This window comes from Pseudorhodobacter turbinis (assembly GCF_005234135.1).
GTDB lineage: Bacteria > Pseudomonadota > Alphaproteobacteria > Rhodobacterales > Rhodobacteraceae > Pseudorhodobacter > Pseudorhodobacter turbinis.
Genome location: NZ_CP039964.1, coordinates 238048 through 256530, shown reverse-complemented (window position 1 = coordinate 256530; position 18483 = coordinate 238048). Strand labels below are relative to the sequence as shown.

The following is an 18483-nucleotide window of genomic DNA, read 5'->3' as shown; positions in this document are numbered from 1 at the left end:
CTCCCCCCGAGGCTCCCTCAGCACCGCTATGGCCGTGGCTATCAACGACCAATGCCTGGGATCGTCATCAGCCGTCCGGCCATGTCATTCTCTTTGGCCCGGCGGGCGATCTCGGCATCCAGCTTCCCGATCTCCGCCTCAAGGTGGGCGAGTGCGTAACCGAGCGATTGATACCGCGGCTTATGCGGCTTGACTGCCGGCCTCGTCGGCCAGCGGCACCCATTGCCACGGCAACAGCTCATCGAGCCTGTTGATCTTGTGATCATGGATACGGCCGAGAATGTCGGCAAGATAGGCCTGCGGATCGAGGCCGTTCAGCTTGGCGGTCTCGATGATGGTCATAGCGCGGGCCAAGGTTTCGGCACCGGTGTCAGCGCCTGCAAATAGCCAGTTCTTGCGGCCTATCCCGATCGGGCGCAGGGCGCGCTCGGCGGGATTGTTATCGATTGCGACGCGACCATCGGTCAGGAACAGGCTGAGGGCCTCTCGTCGATTGAGGCCATAGCGGAAGGCTTTGGCCAGATTGCTTTTACCCGGGATGCGCAGGAGCTGTTGTTCCGACCAAGCGAAGAAGGCTTCGACCTTGGGCCGGCTCTGCTTTTCGCGCACGGCCTGTCGGGTCTCTGCGGTCTGACCGTTAATGTCGCGCTCAATGTCATAGATCGCGCCGATCCGGTCAAGCGCCTCGCAGGCGATCTCGGACTTGGTTGATGTCCAAAAGTCATGGAAGTCCCGCCGCAAATGCGCCCAACATGCGGCCTCGCGCAAACGCGGCGTGCCATCGGGTTGAGGCTCGTAGAGCTTGGCATACCCCTTATAGCCATCGGCCTGCAGAATTCCGCACATCTCAGTCAGATGCTTTTGCACATGCTCCTGCTTCCAGTCGGGTGCAAACCTGTAAACAGCACCGGGTGGCGACGCCCCCGCCCAAGGTCGTTGATCGCGCACATAGGCCCAGATCCGGCCCTGTTTCACGCCTTTGCCAAGCCCTTTATCTCTCTTTGAGCGGTTCAGCACCCGGATTGGGGTGTCGTCAGCATGCAGCAGGTCGCTGGTCATGATGTCCGCCTCGATCCGCTCGACCAATGGCGCAAGGGTCTTCATCGCCCGCCCACACCAGCCAACAAGCGTGCTTTCGGGAATGTCCGCGCCCATGCGGGCGAAGATTTCGTGCTGTCGGTAAAGGGGAAGATGATCGTCGAATTTCGAGACCAGGATATGCGCCAGCAGGTTCGGGCCGGCCATGCTGCCTGGGATCGGACGGCTGGGCGCCGGCTCCTGCACCATTCTCTCACAACGGCGGCAGGATTTCTTGATGCGGGCGATCTGCCCTCTCGGGCCATTGCTGCGCAATGCCCTGTCGGGTAACAGATCACCTTCATCTGGGCCGCGACCATGTCGAGGAGTTCGCTGACATCCTCACCGACCACACGCAGATCGCCACCACAGTCGGGGCAGCAGGTGCCGGGATCAAGCTCGCGGCGCTCGCGCGGGGTCGCTTCCAAGACACGCGGACGGCGGCGCAGTGTGGGGGCATCAGCCGCCTTTGCTGCGGACTCATTCTGCCCCTCGTTGATGGGCGCATCATCGTCCTCGGCCACCGCGACCAGCAGATCTTCGAGCGCCAGTTCCAGCTGCTCGATCTCTCGCTCGACCTTCTCCGAGGATTTACCAAAAGCCAGCTTTTGCAGCTTGGCGATCCGCAAACGCAACGCTTGAACCAGCTGGTCATGGACCCGCAGCGTGGCCGACATCTTGGCGTTTTCTGCTGCGGTGTGCGCATTCTCTGCCTGCAATGCCGCAATCATCGCCCTCAATTCGGCGGGATCATTCGGCAGATTTTCAGCTGGATTTGACATGCGTATGACTACCAAAAGCCAGGCTCAAACACCATATAAACAACGCAAATCAGAGCGCAAAAATCACCCGACGCGTGCAGGCGGAGCGCCCCAGTGGGGACGCCGCCAATCGATCCCCTCCCAAAGCATCGCGAGTTGCGCAGAGGTCATTCGCACCGCGCCGTCTTGGGCCTTCGGCCACGGAAAGCGTCCGCGCTCCAAAACCTTATAATAGAGACAAAACCCCTGACCGTCCCAATAGAGCAGCTTGATCCGGTCGCCGCGGCGCCCCCTGAAGGCGAACACGGCACCACCCGCCGGTTTTTGCAGCAACACATCTTGCGCCATGGCGGACAGTCCGGCGATGCCTTTGCGCATGTCCGTCACACCGCAGGCCAGATACACGTGAACGCCGGTGCCAGGTCCGATCATGCCGTTTCAACCGCGCGAATAAGGTGCTGGAGGCGCTCAGGCGATAGGTCACTCACACATCGCAGACTGCGGCCATTCCCCAGCATGATTTCGACCTCCGGACGTTGGGAATCCGCCGGCCTGCTGGGCCCCTCACACGGCGGTGGAGGTAGCGAAAGAAAAACCGTTTCCGCTGAACGAGGCCAGAGCCCTTTGCGCCGAAACTCCTGGCGCCACTGGTAGATATGCTGCCGCGTGATGTCATGGCGCCGCGCCACATCGCTGACCGTGGCACCATTCAACCCAACCTCGTCGAGGATCGACAGCTTCTCCTCCGCCCGCCAACGCCGCCTCCGCTCAACGCCAACGATCACTTCATGACGCATATCTAGCTCCATCTCATAAGACGTCAGTAACGACAGAGCTTAAGATCTTAGGACGTCACGCGGCAGGCGGTAGCAATGGTGTGGTTACCGTATATGGGTGCCGACATTCCTGAAAGCACGCTGTTCGGCGGGTGCGGCCGCGCCATGAAAACACTGTCGCCGCTGATTGAGCGGGTCGAGGTGGACATCAGGCGCGTGACGGTCTTGGCGGACCCTTGGCATTCGGGCCCAGCAGCGCGTCCAGCGCTTCGGTAAAATCGCCCGTAAACACGCCCTTGAGGTAAAGCCACGGCAACAACTCTTCGACCGGTTTCGCTTTGCGCACCCTCTCATCGCTGCAAGCAGCGACTGCCGGGCAATGGATAACGCGGCAAGATGCTGGGCGTGAAGGTGATCTTGTCGTCGTTAGCGCCCCAATCCCGCACGCGCGGCACCTTCACGGGCACAGGACCAATGCCGGTCATTACCTCGCGCTCAGAGAAACCTCAGTTCAAAAGTCAATAGTCGCGCACCTCTCCATCAAACTTGATGGATATATGCTGGACGGAAGCCACTTCGCGATTTATTGTAACAGAGTTAGGGGACCAATCTGTTATAAACTCACGTGTAACAATGCTCAAGAATTCTTGAGAATCCGTAGAACGAAAATCATCAACCGTTTCAAAAACACTGACTCTGCTACCTCCTAAATCGAGCGCCGCTACTACCCTAGAATCATCGAACGGCAGATCGCCAAAGTCTACATGACTTCTTAAATCATAAATATTTTTTACACTAATATCAGGTTCTGGCAGCGCCTCATTACCAGACAAAACATAGAAACTAAATTGACGGTTCACGGTACTTTCTTCGCTAGAAGCGGCGCCTCCAGCTTCATAGTCATACTCCACCTCAACATCAATTTGGTGGAGAAAGCCTTTAGTGGTTTCAGGTATATCTAAAATGAACTCTTCATTATCAAGGTGTCTTGAAAATTCGAGTGAGTTAGTGTCATCATCTTCGAAAAATTTGCTGTCATTTGCAGAGTAATCTACATTACCGGATGGTATCCCCCCCTCATTTCCGTCTAGGGTTATCAAGTCTTCCTCGTTCGACAAACTACTCTCTTCCACGGTTCCTATACAGCCAACAATGTCATTTGATGCGTTTACATCGAGGTCAGTTGCAATACCTTCTTCAAAATCTGACATTAGACCTGAAGGGGTTTCAGATAGATTAAACATATTTACATCTACAGGAATGCTATCTTCATCTTCATCTTCATCTTCATCACGGTTGCCTTCACCTTCTCGCCCGCCATCAGTTAACAATAGAGATGATGCCAGGCTGAACCCTAACAATGAAAGCACCAGTAATTCCATTTCAAATTTCCTTAGGCGGGTATACGCTCCATTGAGCATGGTGGTATTTAATCATACAAAATCAAAGGCGCTATAAAGAGAATCTGAAAAGTGTCCCGTCAGAGTTATAATATCAACTTCATCTGACTGAATGACCGTATCCATGCCCCGTTCATAAACCGATATATCACTTGACTTTAACCCGTCGAAAATAATTCTATCTATGTTTTCATCAAACCCCCGAATGACATCACTGCCATCTCCCTGCGAGTAATTAAACAAAACACGATTCTCGGGCAAAATATCTACGTTGCTCAGTGAACCAAAAAATACGAATTCATCATCTCCTTCACCACCGAATACAGAGACGTCGGCGCTATCATAAAATATAAACGTATCATTTCCCATGCCGCCATTTAATACGTTTCTAGATCCAGATCTATGATCTAAAATGTCATCCCCGCCCTCTCCAAAAAACTGAATATTGTCACCATCAATTACTATTCTGTCCGAGAAAATTGACCCCTGCACCTTCTCAAAATTAGTGAATTCAATGACAGTAAGGCCCACTTCCACATATCCTTCCCCCCAAATAATTACGCCTTCTGGAGCATTAAGGAAAGATAGGGTGTCCGTCCCACCGCCGCCATCGATGAATCCGGACCCTCCGCCCATTAAAAAAGTATCATCGTTAAATCCACCGATGGAACTACCAGTCGTATTTACAAAAAGTGAAGGGTGCGAGATGTCTTCACCTATATCAAAAGAGATTGGTAAATTTAACTCGTTGTGCGTTATCTTGAACTCCATGATTTCATATGCACCTAATTCAAAAGATGCAGTCAACCCATCGAAATTTTTAGAATCAACCCCCCAATCTCGCACTTGCGCTTCTGCATACGCGTTTGTTGGATCATCACCTTTTGCCACACCAAGAATAGCCCCAGAGATAGAAGATATGCCATTTATGAATTGCGGCAGTTCGTTGATTAAGTCATTGAAATCTAAGCTTGACTTTAATTTGTCTTCAGTCCTATTTATCACATATACAACCAATTCATTACTGCCTAAAAAACCCTCAATTAACGAGCTAGAAGCTGCACGTTCTTGATTGCTAATATTAGGCTCGAGATTGACTGCCGTTAACCCTTTCAAAGAGTTCGCCATCATCCCAAAGATAGCACCTCCTGCCCGCTCTATTCCAGAGAAAGAGAACAGTGCATTTGCATCTCCACCCAATAGAGTGTAATTTGTGGCTGATGATATCCCTACGGCTGAATATGAATGCATTTGAAGGATCGAAATTCCGGCATTTCGTAGTGATCCTCCACCTTCATTGGCCTGTGGTAATGACCATGCGGAAACATGAAATTCTAAACTGCCTATACCAGTTTCTGTTAATGTGGTGTCTCGCTTCCAGTTTTCTATTTGCCAGTTCAGGCCGTCATATAAACTTGCACCATAAAATGAAGAGGAATCTGAGTCGGTGCCGAATATGTCTTCATACTCGGGGTGAAGAGTGACGTCACCTGCGTGAAGGTCAATACCGTCAATATAGGAGGCGCCGTCTTCATTTATAAAACCGTTAATAATGGCCCTAATTCCCCAGGCACCACCATAAACGGCCTCACCATCTCCATTAAATCGACCTTCGCTGGCAGCCGAAACAACTATAAGGTTTGGGTTTTGCTGATGACTTTTAATTATTGGTCCAACGATCGCTGCGTACGTATTTGCAAGAGAGCTATACTCTCTATGATTTAAAAACTCTCCATCTAAATCTCTATGAAGTGGCTCATTGTCCAACTGTATATTTAAAACATCGACACCCTTACCTTGCGCATAATCCAGCAAGTCGACCTCGATGAAATTTCTTAAAGCAATTTCTTGCTCCTCGCTCATATTAAGTGCGCCATCTTCATCTGAATCTTCGGGCTCTATAAAGAACTGTCTAAGGCTTGCAGTGAATTGTAAAGACAATCCATTTTTTGCGCAGTAGTCGATCACTGCTTGGAGGTTGATGATATCACTTCTGTCGGTAAAGTCAAAATCACGCCATCCCTCTGTTCCTCCTGGGAAGCGAATTGATGACGCACCACTTTCAGTAATTACTTTATCCAGAATTTGCCAATCTCGCGCACCGTTCACAACTTGAGGAATAGCAGAAGATTTCAACACTACGCCGAAATGATCATCTGTTATCGCAATTGCAGTTTCGAAATGATCGATTGAAAAGCGATCTGACATATCACGCTCCGATGTAATGTCTAAGTAATAATAGAATTTCATAATACCGGTAAACTTATCGGAATCAAAATACATTATAGTAATACATTTATTAAACCCGAATTTAGTAGAATTTGCAGAATTCGACTTATAAAAGATGCGCTTTGCAAATCCACACCGTTAGAGACGCCGCACGAGCAAGTCATCTCCGGCCCGCCATCGCATCAGGAATTGGCTCAGCTACAACGCATCGCTGCGGAAGCGAGGGTCTTGCTGAGCTGGGTCTACAAGGACATGACCTAGCTTGCGCCGCGTGATAGGCGAACCGGACGGTCAGCGGTGTTTTCCGATGCGGCCATACAATTATATCTGTCGATCAAGGTTCTGTTCAGGCTTCCTCTGCGTCGCATGACGTCAGTCGGATACCCGATCCGGAAGACCGCCGAGGAGAGTGCCAGCACCATCCTGCGCACCGAGATCACCAGGCGTGCGCCGGCGCGCAGCACCCGCTCGCGCAGCCGGCGCAGGCTCGAGCCCGTCCGCGTTGCCATGGCACGGCGTGCGATGTACATGATCTCATATGCGAGACAGGCAATCAGCAGCCGGACCTCGCTGCAGGCCAAGGCCAAGATCGGGAAGAAGAACCTCGCCTACAACATGCGCCGGTTCGGCCAGTTACGCATGAAAAAAGGCCGGACAAAGATGCAAGTCATGCTGTGCCGCATGACATACCCCCTGAAATGCGCCGTGTATAATCCGCTCCTACGCAGTAGCCCGTCAGCTGACCGACTGTTGCGCGCTTCAGGTGAAACTTGCCGCTCTACGGTCGCGAAACGAGTCAAAAATCGAGATGCCCCGCTATGTGTAGGCTGGGTTGGCCATATGCAGGGTAAACGGACGTCTGAACAGGCTGTCAGGGCGCCCCTGCTTGTGGGGCCGCAGCTGCGCTTTGCAACAAAGATGGATAACGAGCCTTTACTAATCTTTCTGAAAAGTGAAGGCGCGCCGCCTCGATGGCGTATAGAATGTCACCTCAAGGGTGGGCGCCTTTACGAATGGAACTTCCTTATGCTGATAAATTCTTTGGCCTCGTGGCTACTGGGGTCACCAAAGCCTGCTGTATCAGAGCAAACGCCTTCCTCGACATCTCAGGAATCACAATCGAGCCAGAATACGGCCCCGTCGGCACAGGTCGAGACGCCACAGGAAACGGAAGCTAACAGAGCATGCAACTCTTCAGTGGTTCGGCCGCGAGGAAAGGATTGAATCGTGCGTAAAACAACGGACATTTGTTCTGCGTCTCTACTCAGCTGGAGCGCAGTTTTTTTTGAATCTAAAAGCATACTCTTACATGTCCCTATCGGCACTTTTCTAATTCGTTTATCTACATAACAATATTATCCTGCTTTTCATCCTTCGCGCAACCTTTGGTTACAATTAAGCCAAAACACCGAGCAATTATGAACGACAACAATCGGATGGGCGCTTAGATCGATTGTGCTTTAAGTGAAGCGCAAGATGCCTATGGTATGCTTATGAAAGCATTACCTCCCTCTTCCCCGTCGTCGTCTTCAATGCATCCTCACTTAATCGCGTCAGGGCTAGGCCTTGCCTCAAGGGAGGAGCTGGCTGGGTTATGCGCTTTACTTGAAACGGTGAGTCTAGCAGGCGTGGCAGTCGGCGTAGGTGCTGACTTACTTCAACGGATTGGGGCTGAAATTGAAAGCGCTGCGGCGCGAGTTCAGTCTGCTGCTGCGAAAATCCAAAATTCGGATATCCCCGACGATGTCTTGCGACACAGGCTTTGGCATGGCCTTGCAAATGGCCTAGGCGCACGCAGCCCTTTACCACTTTCGGAGCGAAGATTATCCCAAGCTGCGGCCGCTTTCGGGGTGATGGCGTCGCAGGTCTTGTCACCAAACATGCGCGCAACGGATGAGCTACAGCGCAGGAAAGATGCCGGACGCGACAATTACCGCGGACGTATCGAAGATAAGATGCGCGCAATATATAACGACCCCAAGTCTGTTTGGCAGTCATCCCCGCCTCTTTCTTTTCCTGAGATCGTTGCCCGGCAGTTGGCTTCTATGCTCGACACGATTGACGTGGGCGAAAATCAAGGCGAGTTTGATCCCGACATCGCGCGGGCCATGCAAAAAGGCGGACAGCAGGCCTGGGCCGGCATTGCCGCTGCCGGCGGTTGGGTCGGGTTGGCGGCGGCTGTAAACGGTGCTGGGTTTGCCCCGTATATTCTTGCCGCGCAGGCTTCAGCCTTCATCCCATTCATGGGTGGCCCCGCAGTTGTCTCATTGCTGGCCGTGTTGGTGAATCCTGTCACGATTGTGGCTGGCTTGGTTGCCTTGGGTGGATTTGGCGGAAATCACCTAAATAAAACAATCAAAGCCCAGATCTCAGCGAGCATTGTGGTTCTCCTCGCGATGCGCGGGCTTGCCGATCCCAGTGCTGGGCTGGGGCGCTCCAGCACTGCCTTCCGGCATTTGAGTGCAGCGGGCCAACGCAAGCCCGAGCATTTGAAGATGCCCGAGTGGACTGCGATGAAATCCCTGACGGCACGCGTGGAAGCGGAAATCGGGCGCAGAATGCCCGATGCACCAGGACGTGAACCGGAGAACTGGGGCACGGCGCCAGAAATTTCGATTCACAACACGTCTTCAGGCGAGACCGAGGCCATTGTCGGCCTGACCGCGGCAGAGATGCTGTATCATGCAATGTCCATCGACCCGAGAGTGCTCGCTGCGGCAGATTTTTGGCGGACAGCTGATCTTTCCAATCAAATTGAATTTGCAACACATGCGACAGAGTTTGCGGTTCACGGCGCTGATATCGCGCTAAGAGGGTTCACGGCCGAACAGATGGTGCTTGGGAACCTCCTCGCCAAAGGCCATCACGTCACCTTGCCAGACAGCAGCGCCAACCCCGGATTTGATCTGATTGTGGATGGGCAAGAGGTTCAAGTGAAGTGCGGCGAAGGGCTTTCCTTACTAAGCGAACATTTTGAAAAATACCCTGACATCCCTGTCATTGCGAATGCGGAGCTTGTGGGGCTGATCTCGGACCAGCCTTGGGCGGAACTGGTGACAGCACTCGAAGGGTTTGAGCTTGGCATCGTTGAGGACATAACGGCTAGTTCTGTTGCAGCGGGGATTGAGCTGGCATCTATCGATGCGATGGCCACTGCAATCGGAGCAGGAGCAATCCGTGGTGCCGTTGCCGTTTTGAAAGGCGAGATACCGGCCGGTGCTTTGCCAGCCTGGCTTGTTGTCGATACCGCCTTGCGGGGCACTCTTGTGACGGTCGGCAGTAAGGCTGGAGCCATTTTGGGGCTTGTGACGATCGGACCAGCGGGGGCTTTGATTTTAGGGCCGATCATGGGTGCGTCGACCTTGTTCGGGCTGGATGGCGCAAAGGCCATGATCGACGGCAAGATCAATAAGGCGTGGTATGACGAGATGTTCGCGGCATCAGAGGCGTTGAGGGATGTCACACAGCGCGATTTAAAGGCGCGGATAGCACTACTCGTTCATCGACGCGACAGCGTCTTTAGGCCCAGCCGCAGGCTGCCAGATGACCTTACCACATGGTTGGATCAGCGCGCAGCCGATGATGCGGTCGCGGCATCAGAAGATCTTATTAATTTCGATTCACACGTGAAAACAGTCATTGAGGCAATGTGCCTTGATATCTTAGCCGCTCGAGCAAACCCCGCAAGCCCAGATGTGTTACGGGCACGACGTCAGCTCCAAAACACTCTTTCGCATAAACCAGGGCCTCTTGACGGCACCAAGGGCAGGTTGGAGGGGCTCTGGCAACGCGGTAAAAGCTTCGCTCGCTTTTAACTAAACTCATCGCCGGGCAATGAAACGCTGCAGAAGCGCCCCGAGGGTAACGTGTCTCAAAGTGCGAACCATCCATTGTTCATCTCCTTGGTGGTGGAGACGAAAAAATGGATACGCAAATTCAGAGACCATAATTTTATTGGTCAAAAATTTCCGGTGAAAGAATTAGCTGCCAGGATGGTGTGCTAACGCCGCAAGTTCACTCGGCCTTGCGCCAGTGTTGACCATCACCAAGAAGATAGCTCTCGCTTGATCGTTCAGCCCGTCAAGTGCCCCCGGAGCCAAGAGCTTTTCCATGATCCAATCTCTTGAAAACGGCGGCCTGGGCGCTGCGACCTTTTCTTTGATGCTCAGATCTGACAGTGGCAAAACGAGGCCAAGTCGCTTCAGCTTGTTCACGCTTTTCAGCACGCTTCCTAAATGGATTAGGTCTTTGTTCGCACTGTTCGGCGTCAACTCCTCGTTTTCGATCTTGTCCATCCACCATTCGCGAAAATCCAGCATATCATCGCCAGTGATCTCAGCGATTGGCTTGTCGCCAACAACACCGATAAAATTACTGACAGCCTTTTTGATCGGGTTTCTCCAGCGCCGAATTTGATCCTTGCTTTTGCCCTGTATCTTGTCGCGAGAAAAGCCCCAGTACAGCTCTAGCGCACCCTCAACTGTGATCGCAGGCGGTGTCACGCCTCCAAGCAAGGCGGCAGCCTCTTGAGGCTCCGAGCGCTGCGCCTCTACGGTTTCAATTCTTGAAAGAAGGTCTTCGCGCGGCAGCTTAGCAACATGCTCCGCGGTCAAATACCGATAGCCGCGGATTTGAGCAAGCTTTTGAGCCGCGTCAAATCTTTGGGATGCCAGCACCGTATCGCCAGCCAAGCGGGCCTCCCAAGCTTCAATCTGCTCATCCCATATTAAACTAGCTTTTTACATGGCAATAGTCTCGGAATCTGTATGCAGGCTTAACCAAACCTCTTTTCTGCCTTCAACACAGGAATATCGGACAGGAACCCGTTTGCGGAGCCACAACATCTTTCCCCTGCGCATAAGTGTCAAAATCGTCTCTCCCACATCAATGTCGCGTAGCAATATGTGTAGCGAAACGTGTAGCACTTCAAGCGCCCCGGAGGCCGAAGAGAGCCGCAAACAGCAGTAGGTCTCTGTTTACATTAGGTAAAATAAATTATTACGTAAAAATTTATGGCGGATGGGGTGGGATTCGAACCCACGGTACGGTTCCCCGCACGCTAGTTTTCAAGACTAGAGCCTTAAACCACTCGGCCACCCATCCTAGAGCTCGCGACATATCACGCTTATAAGGGATTTCAAGGCTGAAGCGGAACAAATATTGAGCTACTCCCCATTTTCTGGACAGGACCGCGCGCTTTTCAGGCTCTTCTTTGCTCCTGCAGATCGGTTTAGTGACCTCGATTTGCGGTGAGTAGACCACTGCTGGTAGTCGGCCGCGAAGTGCCTTGTGCGGGCAGCGGTTATTATAGAACTCCATCCAGTTGCGGACACCGGCGCGGTCCGTCGGTTCACCGCATGGTCGTTTCCGGGCTTACGCGGTCTCATCGGGGCCACGGTCCCGCCAACTGCGCATCAATTATCCGCATCAGCGCGAAGTTCTGCTCCGTCTCACCGTGCGGAGCGTAGTAGAACGACGATTGCGGAATCGATAGCAGAGCACACTGCTGGCCGACGGACAGGTCCGGATGGTCGCGTTCGATCATACCGCGCATCACTTCCCGCCCCAGGGCTTGAGCTTTCTTTCCAAAAAAGAGTTGGCCACCGCGTGCGCCCGCTCTCTCGAACGCATGGCATTCGCGGGCTTACCCCACGGTTTCGGCGTGCGAATCCCGGACCTGATCTTCATCTATCATTATCACCGGCGCTTTGCGGCTACCCCGTTCAAAAACACCGGACGCGCCATCCAACAATGCACGTTTCCATTGGCTGATCATCGTTACTTTCGTCTTTAGCTCAGGGGTATGTTGCTTTCGTTTCGACATCTTCGATCTCCTTCGTCGTGAAGATCAGCAGGCAGGAAATTAGACCTTACGCCATTGTCCAGTTTCAGGGACCACCTCAGATAATTTACCTGAAATTAAGGTTGTAGAGGCAAAATCTTGCAGAACGGGAAAAGGAAAGTTCCAATGGACGCAGTGATCAGTGACCGGCAGATGCACAGAGCGCCGATTCAGGTTCTGCATATTGTGCAAGGTCAGATTGGCGTAACAGACGACCCTAATGTAACTTACACTGCCCTTGTCGGAGTGGGCTTAGTCATCTGCCTGTCAGATCCGCGGCTGGAACTGGGCGGAATGGCGCATTGCATGTTTGCTCAAGGCGGTGACGATACACGATTTAGCGGTGTCGCAATACAGGCCCTACTACAACAGGTATTGGACAAAGGTGGCGATATTTCTCGGTTGAAGGCTAGGCTGTATGGCGGCGCAAAGCTGCATGAAGGGCGGCGCGACATAGGCAAAGACAACGCAATCAGTGCAGAACAATTACTGCGAGACCTCAATGTAGAGATTGTAGCTCAAGATATCGGTCGAAACGTGGTACGGCGTGTTCGTTTTCATCCGACCACAAGTGAAGCTACGGTCTTCGAAAACGATGTGAATCTACCATCCCCCGGCGCCTAGGGTCAGGACTTCGGTAACGGGGTCGTTCCTGTCAAGCGGTTTTGCGCATGCCGAAAGCGCCGCTAGGCTGCGGTCTCATCCTTTGAACAATTGATCCGCTCTCCTGATCGGTAGCCTTCTCCTGAGATCGACCTGGGTGCATGCGTCGGTCCGTGATCAGCGCGATGGCTGCCAACATGATGTTGGCCCAAATGCAATTCCGATGTGCCCATCTCATTGGCGTGCTCGATACGATCGGAATCAGTCCTGAGCACGGCATCACCGGAACCGCGTCCCGTGGTCTATGCAAGGCCGCACCTACACGGACCTGCCGTTACAAGCCCTGCTCATGGCCGTCTGGCGCCGCAAACCAAAGACCAAAGTTCAGGTGCATTCCCCCTCTCGGGCATTGCTGCGCAATACCCTGCCGGACAGCGGACCAACCGGCAGTGTGCAACGCAGGTCCTGTTACGACATCTCATAACCAATATATAATAATTTTGGCGAGTACTATAACGGAGAAGACAACCCCGGTCGTATCTACTTGCGACACGCGGCCAGCCCTTGAGCCTTCCAAACTTTCTCTCGATGCGGTTGCGGCGCCTACCATATTTCGCCGGTGTTCTTAGCTGCTTCCGGCTAGGGGCCTGCCGCGTATCTCCTGTCTTACAACGCTTCTCGGAAGCAATCGGTGTCCAGCCCCGATCAAGCCGCCAATCGAGATCCCGCAAGCTGCAGAGCAGTCCGCCTGCCCCGGCAGAGACGAACAGATCGAACGAGCGCCCCTTGCTCCCGCAGACCACCTTCAGCTTATCATTCATGCCGCCCTTGATGCGGGGATCAGGCGACAACGTCTGTTTTTTCGCCTGTACTGAGCGCGGCGGGGCCAATCTACAGGTAACTCGCATTGATCATCACTGCCTTTTCCTCGCCGTACCGAGCAGCCAGGTCGGCCATCATCTTCGCAAAATTCCCTTATCGCCCTACAGCTTCCAACGAATGCATGGCCTTTTGTACGGCCACCTTCTTTCACCGCCCCACACCACCGCACGCCATTGTGACTGACGGATATTGCGCCGCTATAGATACGAGGCATGCTGCGGGACTTCGGGAAACAAGGCCCAACGACGTTATCTGTACCACGGTCCGCCAGCAGGGATCATACATGCCACTGCTGCTTTTTCGGAGCCGTAAATTCCGAGCTGACTCAAAACTAGTGGGGCCTTAGCCTGGCTTGCGCCGCCTGTGCTGCCGAAAAAACTGACGCCAGACACAGAAAAGGCAATTAACAAAGCTGTATCAAACCGCGACAGGTGCAATTATCGGTGGCTGCTGCGCATTCACCTTCCGGCCAATGGATTGCGTGCCGCCGACATACATCTGCCGTCTTCTCGCTGTTGCTCGCCGCAAACGATCCCCCGGATCATTTATCTGGCACTCAAACCCTGCTCTTTAATAATCAAATAATCTGTTCGCCCATGAACCGAGCCCCCGTGTGCCCGTCCTTTTGTTGCTCGGCGCCCTAAAAACTGGATCGCCTAATGTCGGCGTTCTTTGCTCAGCTTTTCTGCCCGGGAGAGGGCATGTGCCGCCGGGCGACGGGCTCGATGGACTTTGCCCACGACCAGCTCACATTGAGCAGGCAGGCCATTGTCGATACGCACTCCCGCCTTTGTCCCGCGCTTCAGTTGTCGCGGTGAAGTTTTCTGCAAACGCTTGAACGGGTTTTTGGGCTGATCGGCAACCCAAACACGATACGAATCGAAAAAGGCCCTATTGAAGCGTTCAATTCGAAGCGCCGAACCGGGGGCTGAACGCCCATTCGTTCATAAGTCTTGCGGACGTCCTGCAAACCTAGAAGATTGGCGTATGCACGACAACAAAGACAGACCCCACAGTGAGATCGGATACAACGTCCCGATCGCAATACATTGTCCCGATGGAATCACCAGCCCATCATCGGGAAACAGCCGAAAAAAATCCAGCTTCCGGCGATCCAACATCGGGTAGCAGAGCGCCCTGATATGGAATCCCAAGAAATCAGGTACAATGGCAGCCATAGCAGGACGAAAACACCAATCGCGCCACTCGCAAACAGGCACGTTCAGGGACCAAGCTCCACAAGACCCCCCCCCCGCCCATTCGGCAAAGGGGGGGCGATAGAGATAAGAAGAGTCAGCCTGCTTGGGTCATAACAGCGGCTTCAATCGACGCCTCGATAATATCCAGCGCCTCTTGCAGATGATCCATCGGAATGGTCAGTGGTGGCAGCAGGCGAATGACATTGTAGCGCGTGCCACAGGATAACAAGATCAACCCGCGCGCCTCGGCCTCGGCCACGATTGCAGCCGTCAATGCGGCGTCCGGAGCGTTTGAGTCGCGATCCGTCACCAGCTCAAACGCGTTCATAGCGCCCAAACCACGTACATCACCAATGCATTCCATCCCCTGCCGTGCGGCAATCTGGGTCAGGCGGGCGCGGATCACTTCGCCGATTTCATCGGCACGCGCGCAAAGGTCTTCTTCCTTGATCACATCCAGCACCGCATGGGCCGCGGCAACGGCCAAGGGGTTGCCCGCATAGGTCCCGCCCATACCGCCGGGGTTTGGCGCATCGACGATATCGGCGCGACCCGTCACCGCCGAAAGCGGGAAACCACCCGCAAGCCCTTTGGCCATTGTTACCAGATCGGGTGCCACGCCCGAATGGTCAAATCCGAACATCCGCCCCGTGCGGGCCATACCAGCCTGAACCTCATCCGCGATAAGAACAATACCATGCTCATCACAAATCGTACGCAGCTCGCGCAGGAAATCGAACGGCGCGATGGTAAAGCCACCCTCGCCCTGCACAGGCTCGATAATGATCGCCGCGACCCGCTCTGGATCTACCGAGGAGGCGAACAGCCGCTTCAAATGACTGATGGCTTCGTCCACTGACACGCCGTGCATCGGGTTCGGGAAAGGCGCATGAACGACTTCGGGTGGCATCGCGCCAAAGCCTTTCTTGTAGGGTGCGACCTTACCGGTCAGGGCCATACCCAACAACGTACGGCCATGAAACGCGCCCGAGAATGCAACAATGCCAGAACGGCCAGTAAAGGCCCGCGCCATCTTGACCGCATTCTCAACCGCTTCGGCACCGGTCGTTACCAACATGGTCTTCTTGGCAAAATCACCGGGCGTCGCAGCATTCAACCGCTCGGCGAGGGCAATATAGCCCTCATACGGGGCGACGTGGAAGCAGGTGTGGGTAAAAGCCTCTGCCTGCGCGGCCACGGCGGCCATGACTTTGGGGTGGCGGTGGCCGGTGTTGTTCACCGCAATGCCTGATGCAAAGTCGATAAAGCGACGACCCTCGGCATCCCACAGCTCGGCGTTTTCGGCACGAGTGGCATAGATACCACGCGTCGCAACGCCGCGCGCAACAGCTTCGGATTTACGGGCAGAAAGGCGGGCAGATTCAGTCATGGTAGCCTCCGGAATTAAACCTATATTTCTCTAACATTGCGCAATATACTGCGCAAGCTTTTCGTAACAGCTCGCACAAAACCACCAAGGATTGTGCGCAGGCGTGCCAAGAGCTAAAAGAAAGAAAAATGCAGGGACACCATGCAAAATTTTGATGTAGGTCAAAGACTTAGGGAGATGCGGCAGGATGCATCCCTCTCTCAACGCCAGCTTGCCGAGGCATCGGGCGTGCCGCATGGGCAGATATCGATGATCGAAACCAATCGCTCCAGCCCCTCGGTGTCATCCTTGCGCAAGATATTGGGCGGCCTGAATGTCAGCATGTCAGAGTTTTTTGAACCCGATGCGCCGGACACCCAATCCGTGTTTTTCAAACCCCAAGACCTGCGCGATTTGACAACCCGGCTTTACTCTACATTGGACGACCCGCGCGGCAAAATTACCTTGCAGCAAATCGGGGATGCAAAGGCGCATAACTTGCAGATCCTCTATGAACGCTATGAACCCGGCGCCGATACCGGCGAGCAGATGCTGGAGCATGTCTCACATGAGGGGGGCGTGGTTATTGCCGGGGAAATCGAGGTAACCGTTGGGGAAGAAACTGCGATTTTGAAAGCGGGCGACAGTTTTTTGTTTGAATCCACCGCACCGCACCGCTTTCGCAATATCGGCGACTGTGAGGCGATTGTCGTATCGGCCTGCACACCGCCCTATTTGTGAAGGGCGCGCGGATTCCGCACGCCCCAGTATTTTACCGCCCCATCAAGACATCAAGCGGAACCGGCTTTGAGATGGTCCATTCATCAACCCGTGCAGGCGTGCCATCAGTGATCTCGATGATCTGCATCAATGCCGTATCTTGATGATGCAGGGACGCGGTAAAGCTGCGCGGACCAAAGATGGTCGTCTCATCGCGCATCTTTTCCAGCTCGGCGGTCACTGTGGCCCCGTCAACCGTCTGCGCACGCTCCACCGCCTTGGCCCAAAGGTCGATCAGAATATAACCCGGATAGGCATATTGGCTGGCAGGCCGCGCGCCGGTTTTGGACTCATATGCCGCGTTGAACGCCTCTACCTCGGGGCGCGGATCATCGCCATAGATCGAGCCCTGCACCGGCACGACAAACCCCGAAAGGCCTGGCATGGCATCCAGCCAGTAAGAGCCATCTACCGCAGAACCATTCAAGATCAATGAGTTGATGCCAGAGGCACGGATCTGGCGCACCGCGGCTGCGGCACCCGGCATGACCGAACACAGCATGATGACATCGGGTTCCTCCTCCAAGGATTTGATCCGTGTGATCTGGCTGGCGATGGAGGCATCATCGTTTTTAAACGTATCGGTGCCGACGATTTGCGCACCCTCAAGCTGCAGGAACATCCAGTCAAAACCGGTGCAAATGCCCTTGTTATATTCGATATAGGTATCCTCCAACACGAATGCGCGGCGGGCATCACGTTTGGTATAGGCCCATTCGGCCATGGTCGCCCCCTGAACCGGCGCCAGCACCGATGACGAAAAACTGTTCGGGCCAACGCCTTGAATCCCCGCCTTCACATCCTCGGCACACAGGAAAAAGCTGATCATGCCTTCGCCCTCTGCCGCCAGCGCGGCCGGTGCGCCAAAATCATAGTCACAAGAAACCACGATCATTTCAGCCCCTTGATCAAGCACATCAAGCCCCGCGGTGGCGCTATCGGCGCGCTGGGTGCGGGTACGGGAGGCTGACTTTGCACGAAGCGCCCGGCGCACTTTCGTCCAGTCATGGAAATGCATTCCGACAAAACGGTCATACACGGACGGCACTACCTGCCATATTCCCTCCAGATAGACGCTGATTACGCCAAGGTTCTCAGGATCCCAGCGGACTTCGACGATCTTCGTGTCCATCCCCATAAAGTACATTCCGAGCTCCGGGCTCTGATACTGGACCCCCATTACGACGATGCCTTCCTGCGAGACTTTACACTTGAGGCGCTTACCGAACGCAAGGCGCTTAGAGGCAACATCTGGCAGCCCGCTCAGAGGGTAGTTCCCGTCTTCAATATCAGCGTCCCATTGTTCCAGCGGGGTGCGACCACCAAGACCCTCGTGCGGCGAGTTGTGATATATATCAACAACCCAACGCACCAAGACGAAAGCAACGTCTTCTGCATCCAGACAAGCTCTGTCCTCGGACTTATAATCCCCTCGCTCAATAGAATTCGAGAAGGTGCGCCCCACCAGTCGCGGCATTAAATCTGTGCTCAATGTGCCAAAAATACGTTCACCCGTCCCGCGCATGCCGGGAACACCTGCATGTGTTCGTAATGTTGCGACACGC

Annotated in this window: 11 protein-coding genes, 1 tRNA gene and 5 pseudogenes; 5 read left to right on the top strand and 12 right to left on the bottom strand. The window is 53.9% G+C overall.

Annotated elements, in window-relative coordinates:
- Positions 1-9: 9 nt before the first annotated feature.
- The 7 genes and pseudogenes from EOK75_RS01090 to EOK75_RS01055 form a co-directional block, all read right to left on the bottom strand.
- Positions 10-158: pseudogene (locus tag EOK75_RS01090) on the bottom strand (IS110 family transposase); the annotation flags it as partial.
- Between the two features lie 22 nt (positions 159-180).
- A pseudogene (tnpC, locus tag EOK75_RS01085) lies at positions 181-1859 on the bottom strand (IS66 family transposase).
- Between the two features lie 63 nt (positions 1860-1922).
- Positions 1923-2270 carry an IS66 family insertion sequence element accessory protein TnpB gene (gene tnpB / locus EOK75_RS01080; RefSeq protein WP_137192217.1) on the bottom strand — a complete coding sequence of 116 codons (348 nt, stop codon included), beginning with the start codon at positions 2268-2270 and terminating at the stop codon, positions 1923-1925.
- The gene (gene tnpA, locus EOK75_RS01075; RefSeq protein ID WP_137192216.1) at positions 2267-2635 is read right to left on the bottom strand and encodes an IS66-like element accessory protein TnpA; all 369 of its coding nucleotides are present in this window, start codon (positions 2633-2635) and stop codon (positions 2267-2269) included. The genes tnpB and tnpA overlap by 4 nt, the downstream gene beginning before the upstream one ends.
- Before the next feature lie 211 nt (positions 2636-2846).
- A pseudogene (locus EOK75_RS01065) lies at positions 2847-3111 on the bottom strand (hypothetical protein); the annotation flags it as partial.
- Between the two features lie 21 nt (positions 3112-3132).
- A complete protein-coding gene (locus tag EOK75_RS01060) occupies positions 3133-3996 on the bottom strand; it encodes a hypothetical protein (protein WP_137192214.1) in 864 nt (287 codons plus the stop codon).
- Between the two features lie 51 nt (positions 3997-4047).
- On the bottom strand, positions 4048-6222 hold the full coding sequence (locus tag EOK75_RS01055) for a hypothetical protein (protein WP_168199105.1): 2175 nt from the start codon (positions 6220-6222) through the stop codon (positions 4048-4050).
- Positions 6223-6424: 202 nt separating this feature from the next.
- Here EOK75_RS01055 and EOK75_RS21745 point away from each other — a divergent pair.
- Both EOK75_RS21745 and EOK75_RS01040 read left to right on the top strand, forming a co-directional pair.
- Positions 6425-6609 (top strand): annotated as a pseudogene (locus tag EOK75_RS21745) (transposase); the annotation flags it as partial.
- A 1121-nt stretch (positions 6610-7730) separates the two neighbouring features.
- Positions 7731-10058, top strand: a complete 2328-nt coding sequence (locus EOK75_RS01040; RefSeq protein ID WP_137192212.1) for a hypothetical protein — start codon at positions 7731-7733, stop codon at positions 10056-10058.
- A 165-nt stretch (positions 10059-10223) separates the two neighbouring features.
- Here the strand turns inward: EOK75_RS01040 and EOK75_RS01035 are convergent, their stop codons facing one another.
- Complete coding sequence (locus tag EOK75_RS01035; protein ID WP_137192211.1) at positions 10224-10934, bottom strand: site-specific integrase; 711 nt, start codon at positions 10932-10934, stop codon at positions 10224-10226.
- A gap of 322 nt (positions 10935-11256) precedes the next feature.
- Positions 11257-11346 (bottom strand) — tRNA-Ser (locus EOK75_RS01030).
- A gap of 424 nt (positions 11347-11770) precedes the next feature.
- Between EOK75_RS01030 and EOK75_RS01025 the strand changes: the two genes are divergently transcribed.
- Together EOK75_RS01025 and EOK75_RS01020 are read left to right on the top strand one after the other, a co-directional pair.
- A complete protein-coding gene (locus EOK75_RS01025; RefSeq protein WP_137192210.1) occupies positions 11771-12037 on the top strand; it encodes a hypothetical protein in 267 nt (88 codons plus the stop codon).
- A 174-nt stretch (positions 12038-12211) separates the two neighbouring features.
- On the top strand, positions 12212-12709 hold the full coding sequence (locus EOK75_RS01020) for a chemotaxis protein CheD (protein WP_137192209.1): 498 nt from the start codon (positions 12212-12214) through the stop codon (positions 12707-12709).
- Positions 12710-13166: 457 nt separating this feature from the next.
- On the opposite strand, the pseudogene EOK75_RS21740 reads toward EOK75_RS01020, so the two are convergent.
- Positions 13167-13844: pseudogene (locus tag EOK75_RS21740) on the bottom strand (transposase family protein).
- A 1019-nt stretch (positions 13845-14863) separates the two neighbouring features.
- The gene (gabT, locus tag EOK75_RS01015; protein WP_137192208.1) at positions 14864-16159 is read right to left on the bottom strand and encodes a 4-aminobutyrate--2-oxoglutarate transaminase; all 1296 of its coding nucleotides are present in this window, start codon (positions 16157-16159) and stop codon (positions 14864-14866) included.
- A 141-nt stretch (positions 16160-16300) separates the two neighbouring features.
- Here gabT and EOK75_RS01010 point away from each other — a divergent pair, with 141 nt between their 5' ends.
- Positions 16301-16879 (top strand): cupin domain-containing protein, encoded by a 579-nt coding sequence (locus EOK75_RS01010; RefSeq protein WP_137192207.1) that lies wholly within the window; start codon positions 16301-16303, stop codon positions 16877-16879.
- A gap of 31 nt (positions 16880-16910) precedes the next feature.
- Here the strand turns inward: EOK75_RS01010 and EOK75_RS01005 are convergent, their stop codons facing one another.
- Positions 16911-18395 (bottom strand): ABC transporter substrate-binding protein, encoded by a 1485-nt coding sequence (locus tag EOK75_RS01005; RefSeq protein ID WP_276612526.1) that lies wholly within the window; start codon positions 18393-18395, stop codon positions 16911-16913.
- Between the last annotated feature and the right edge of the window lie 88 nt (positions 18396-18483).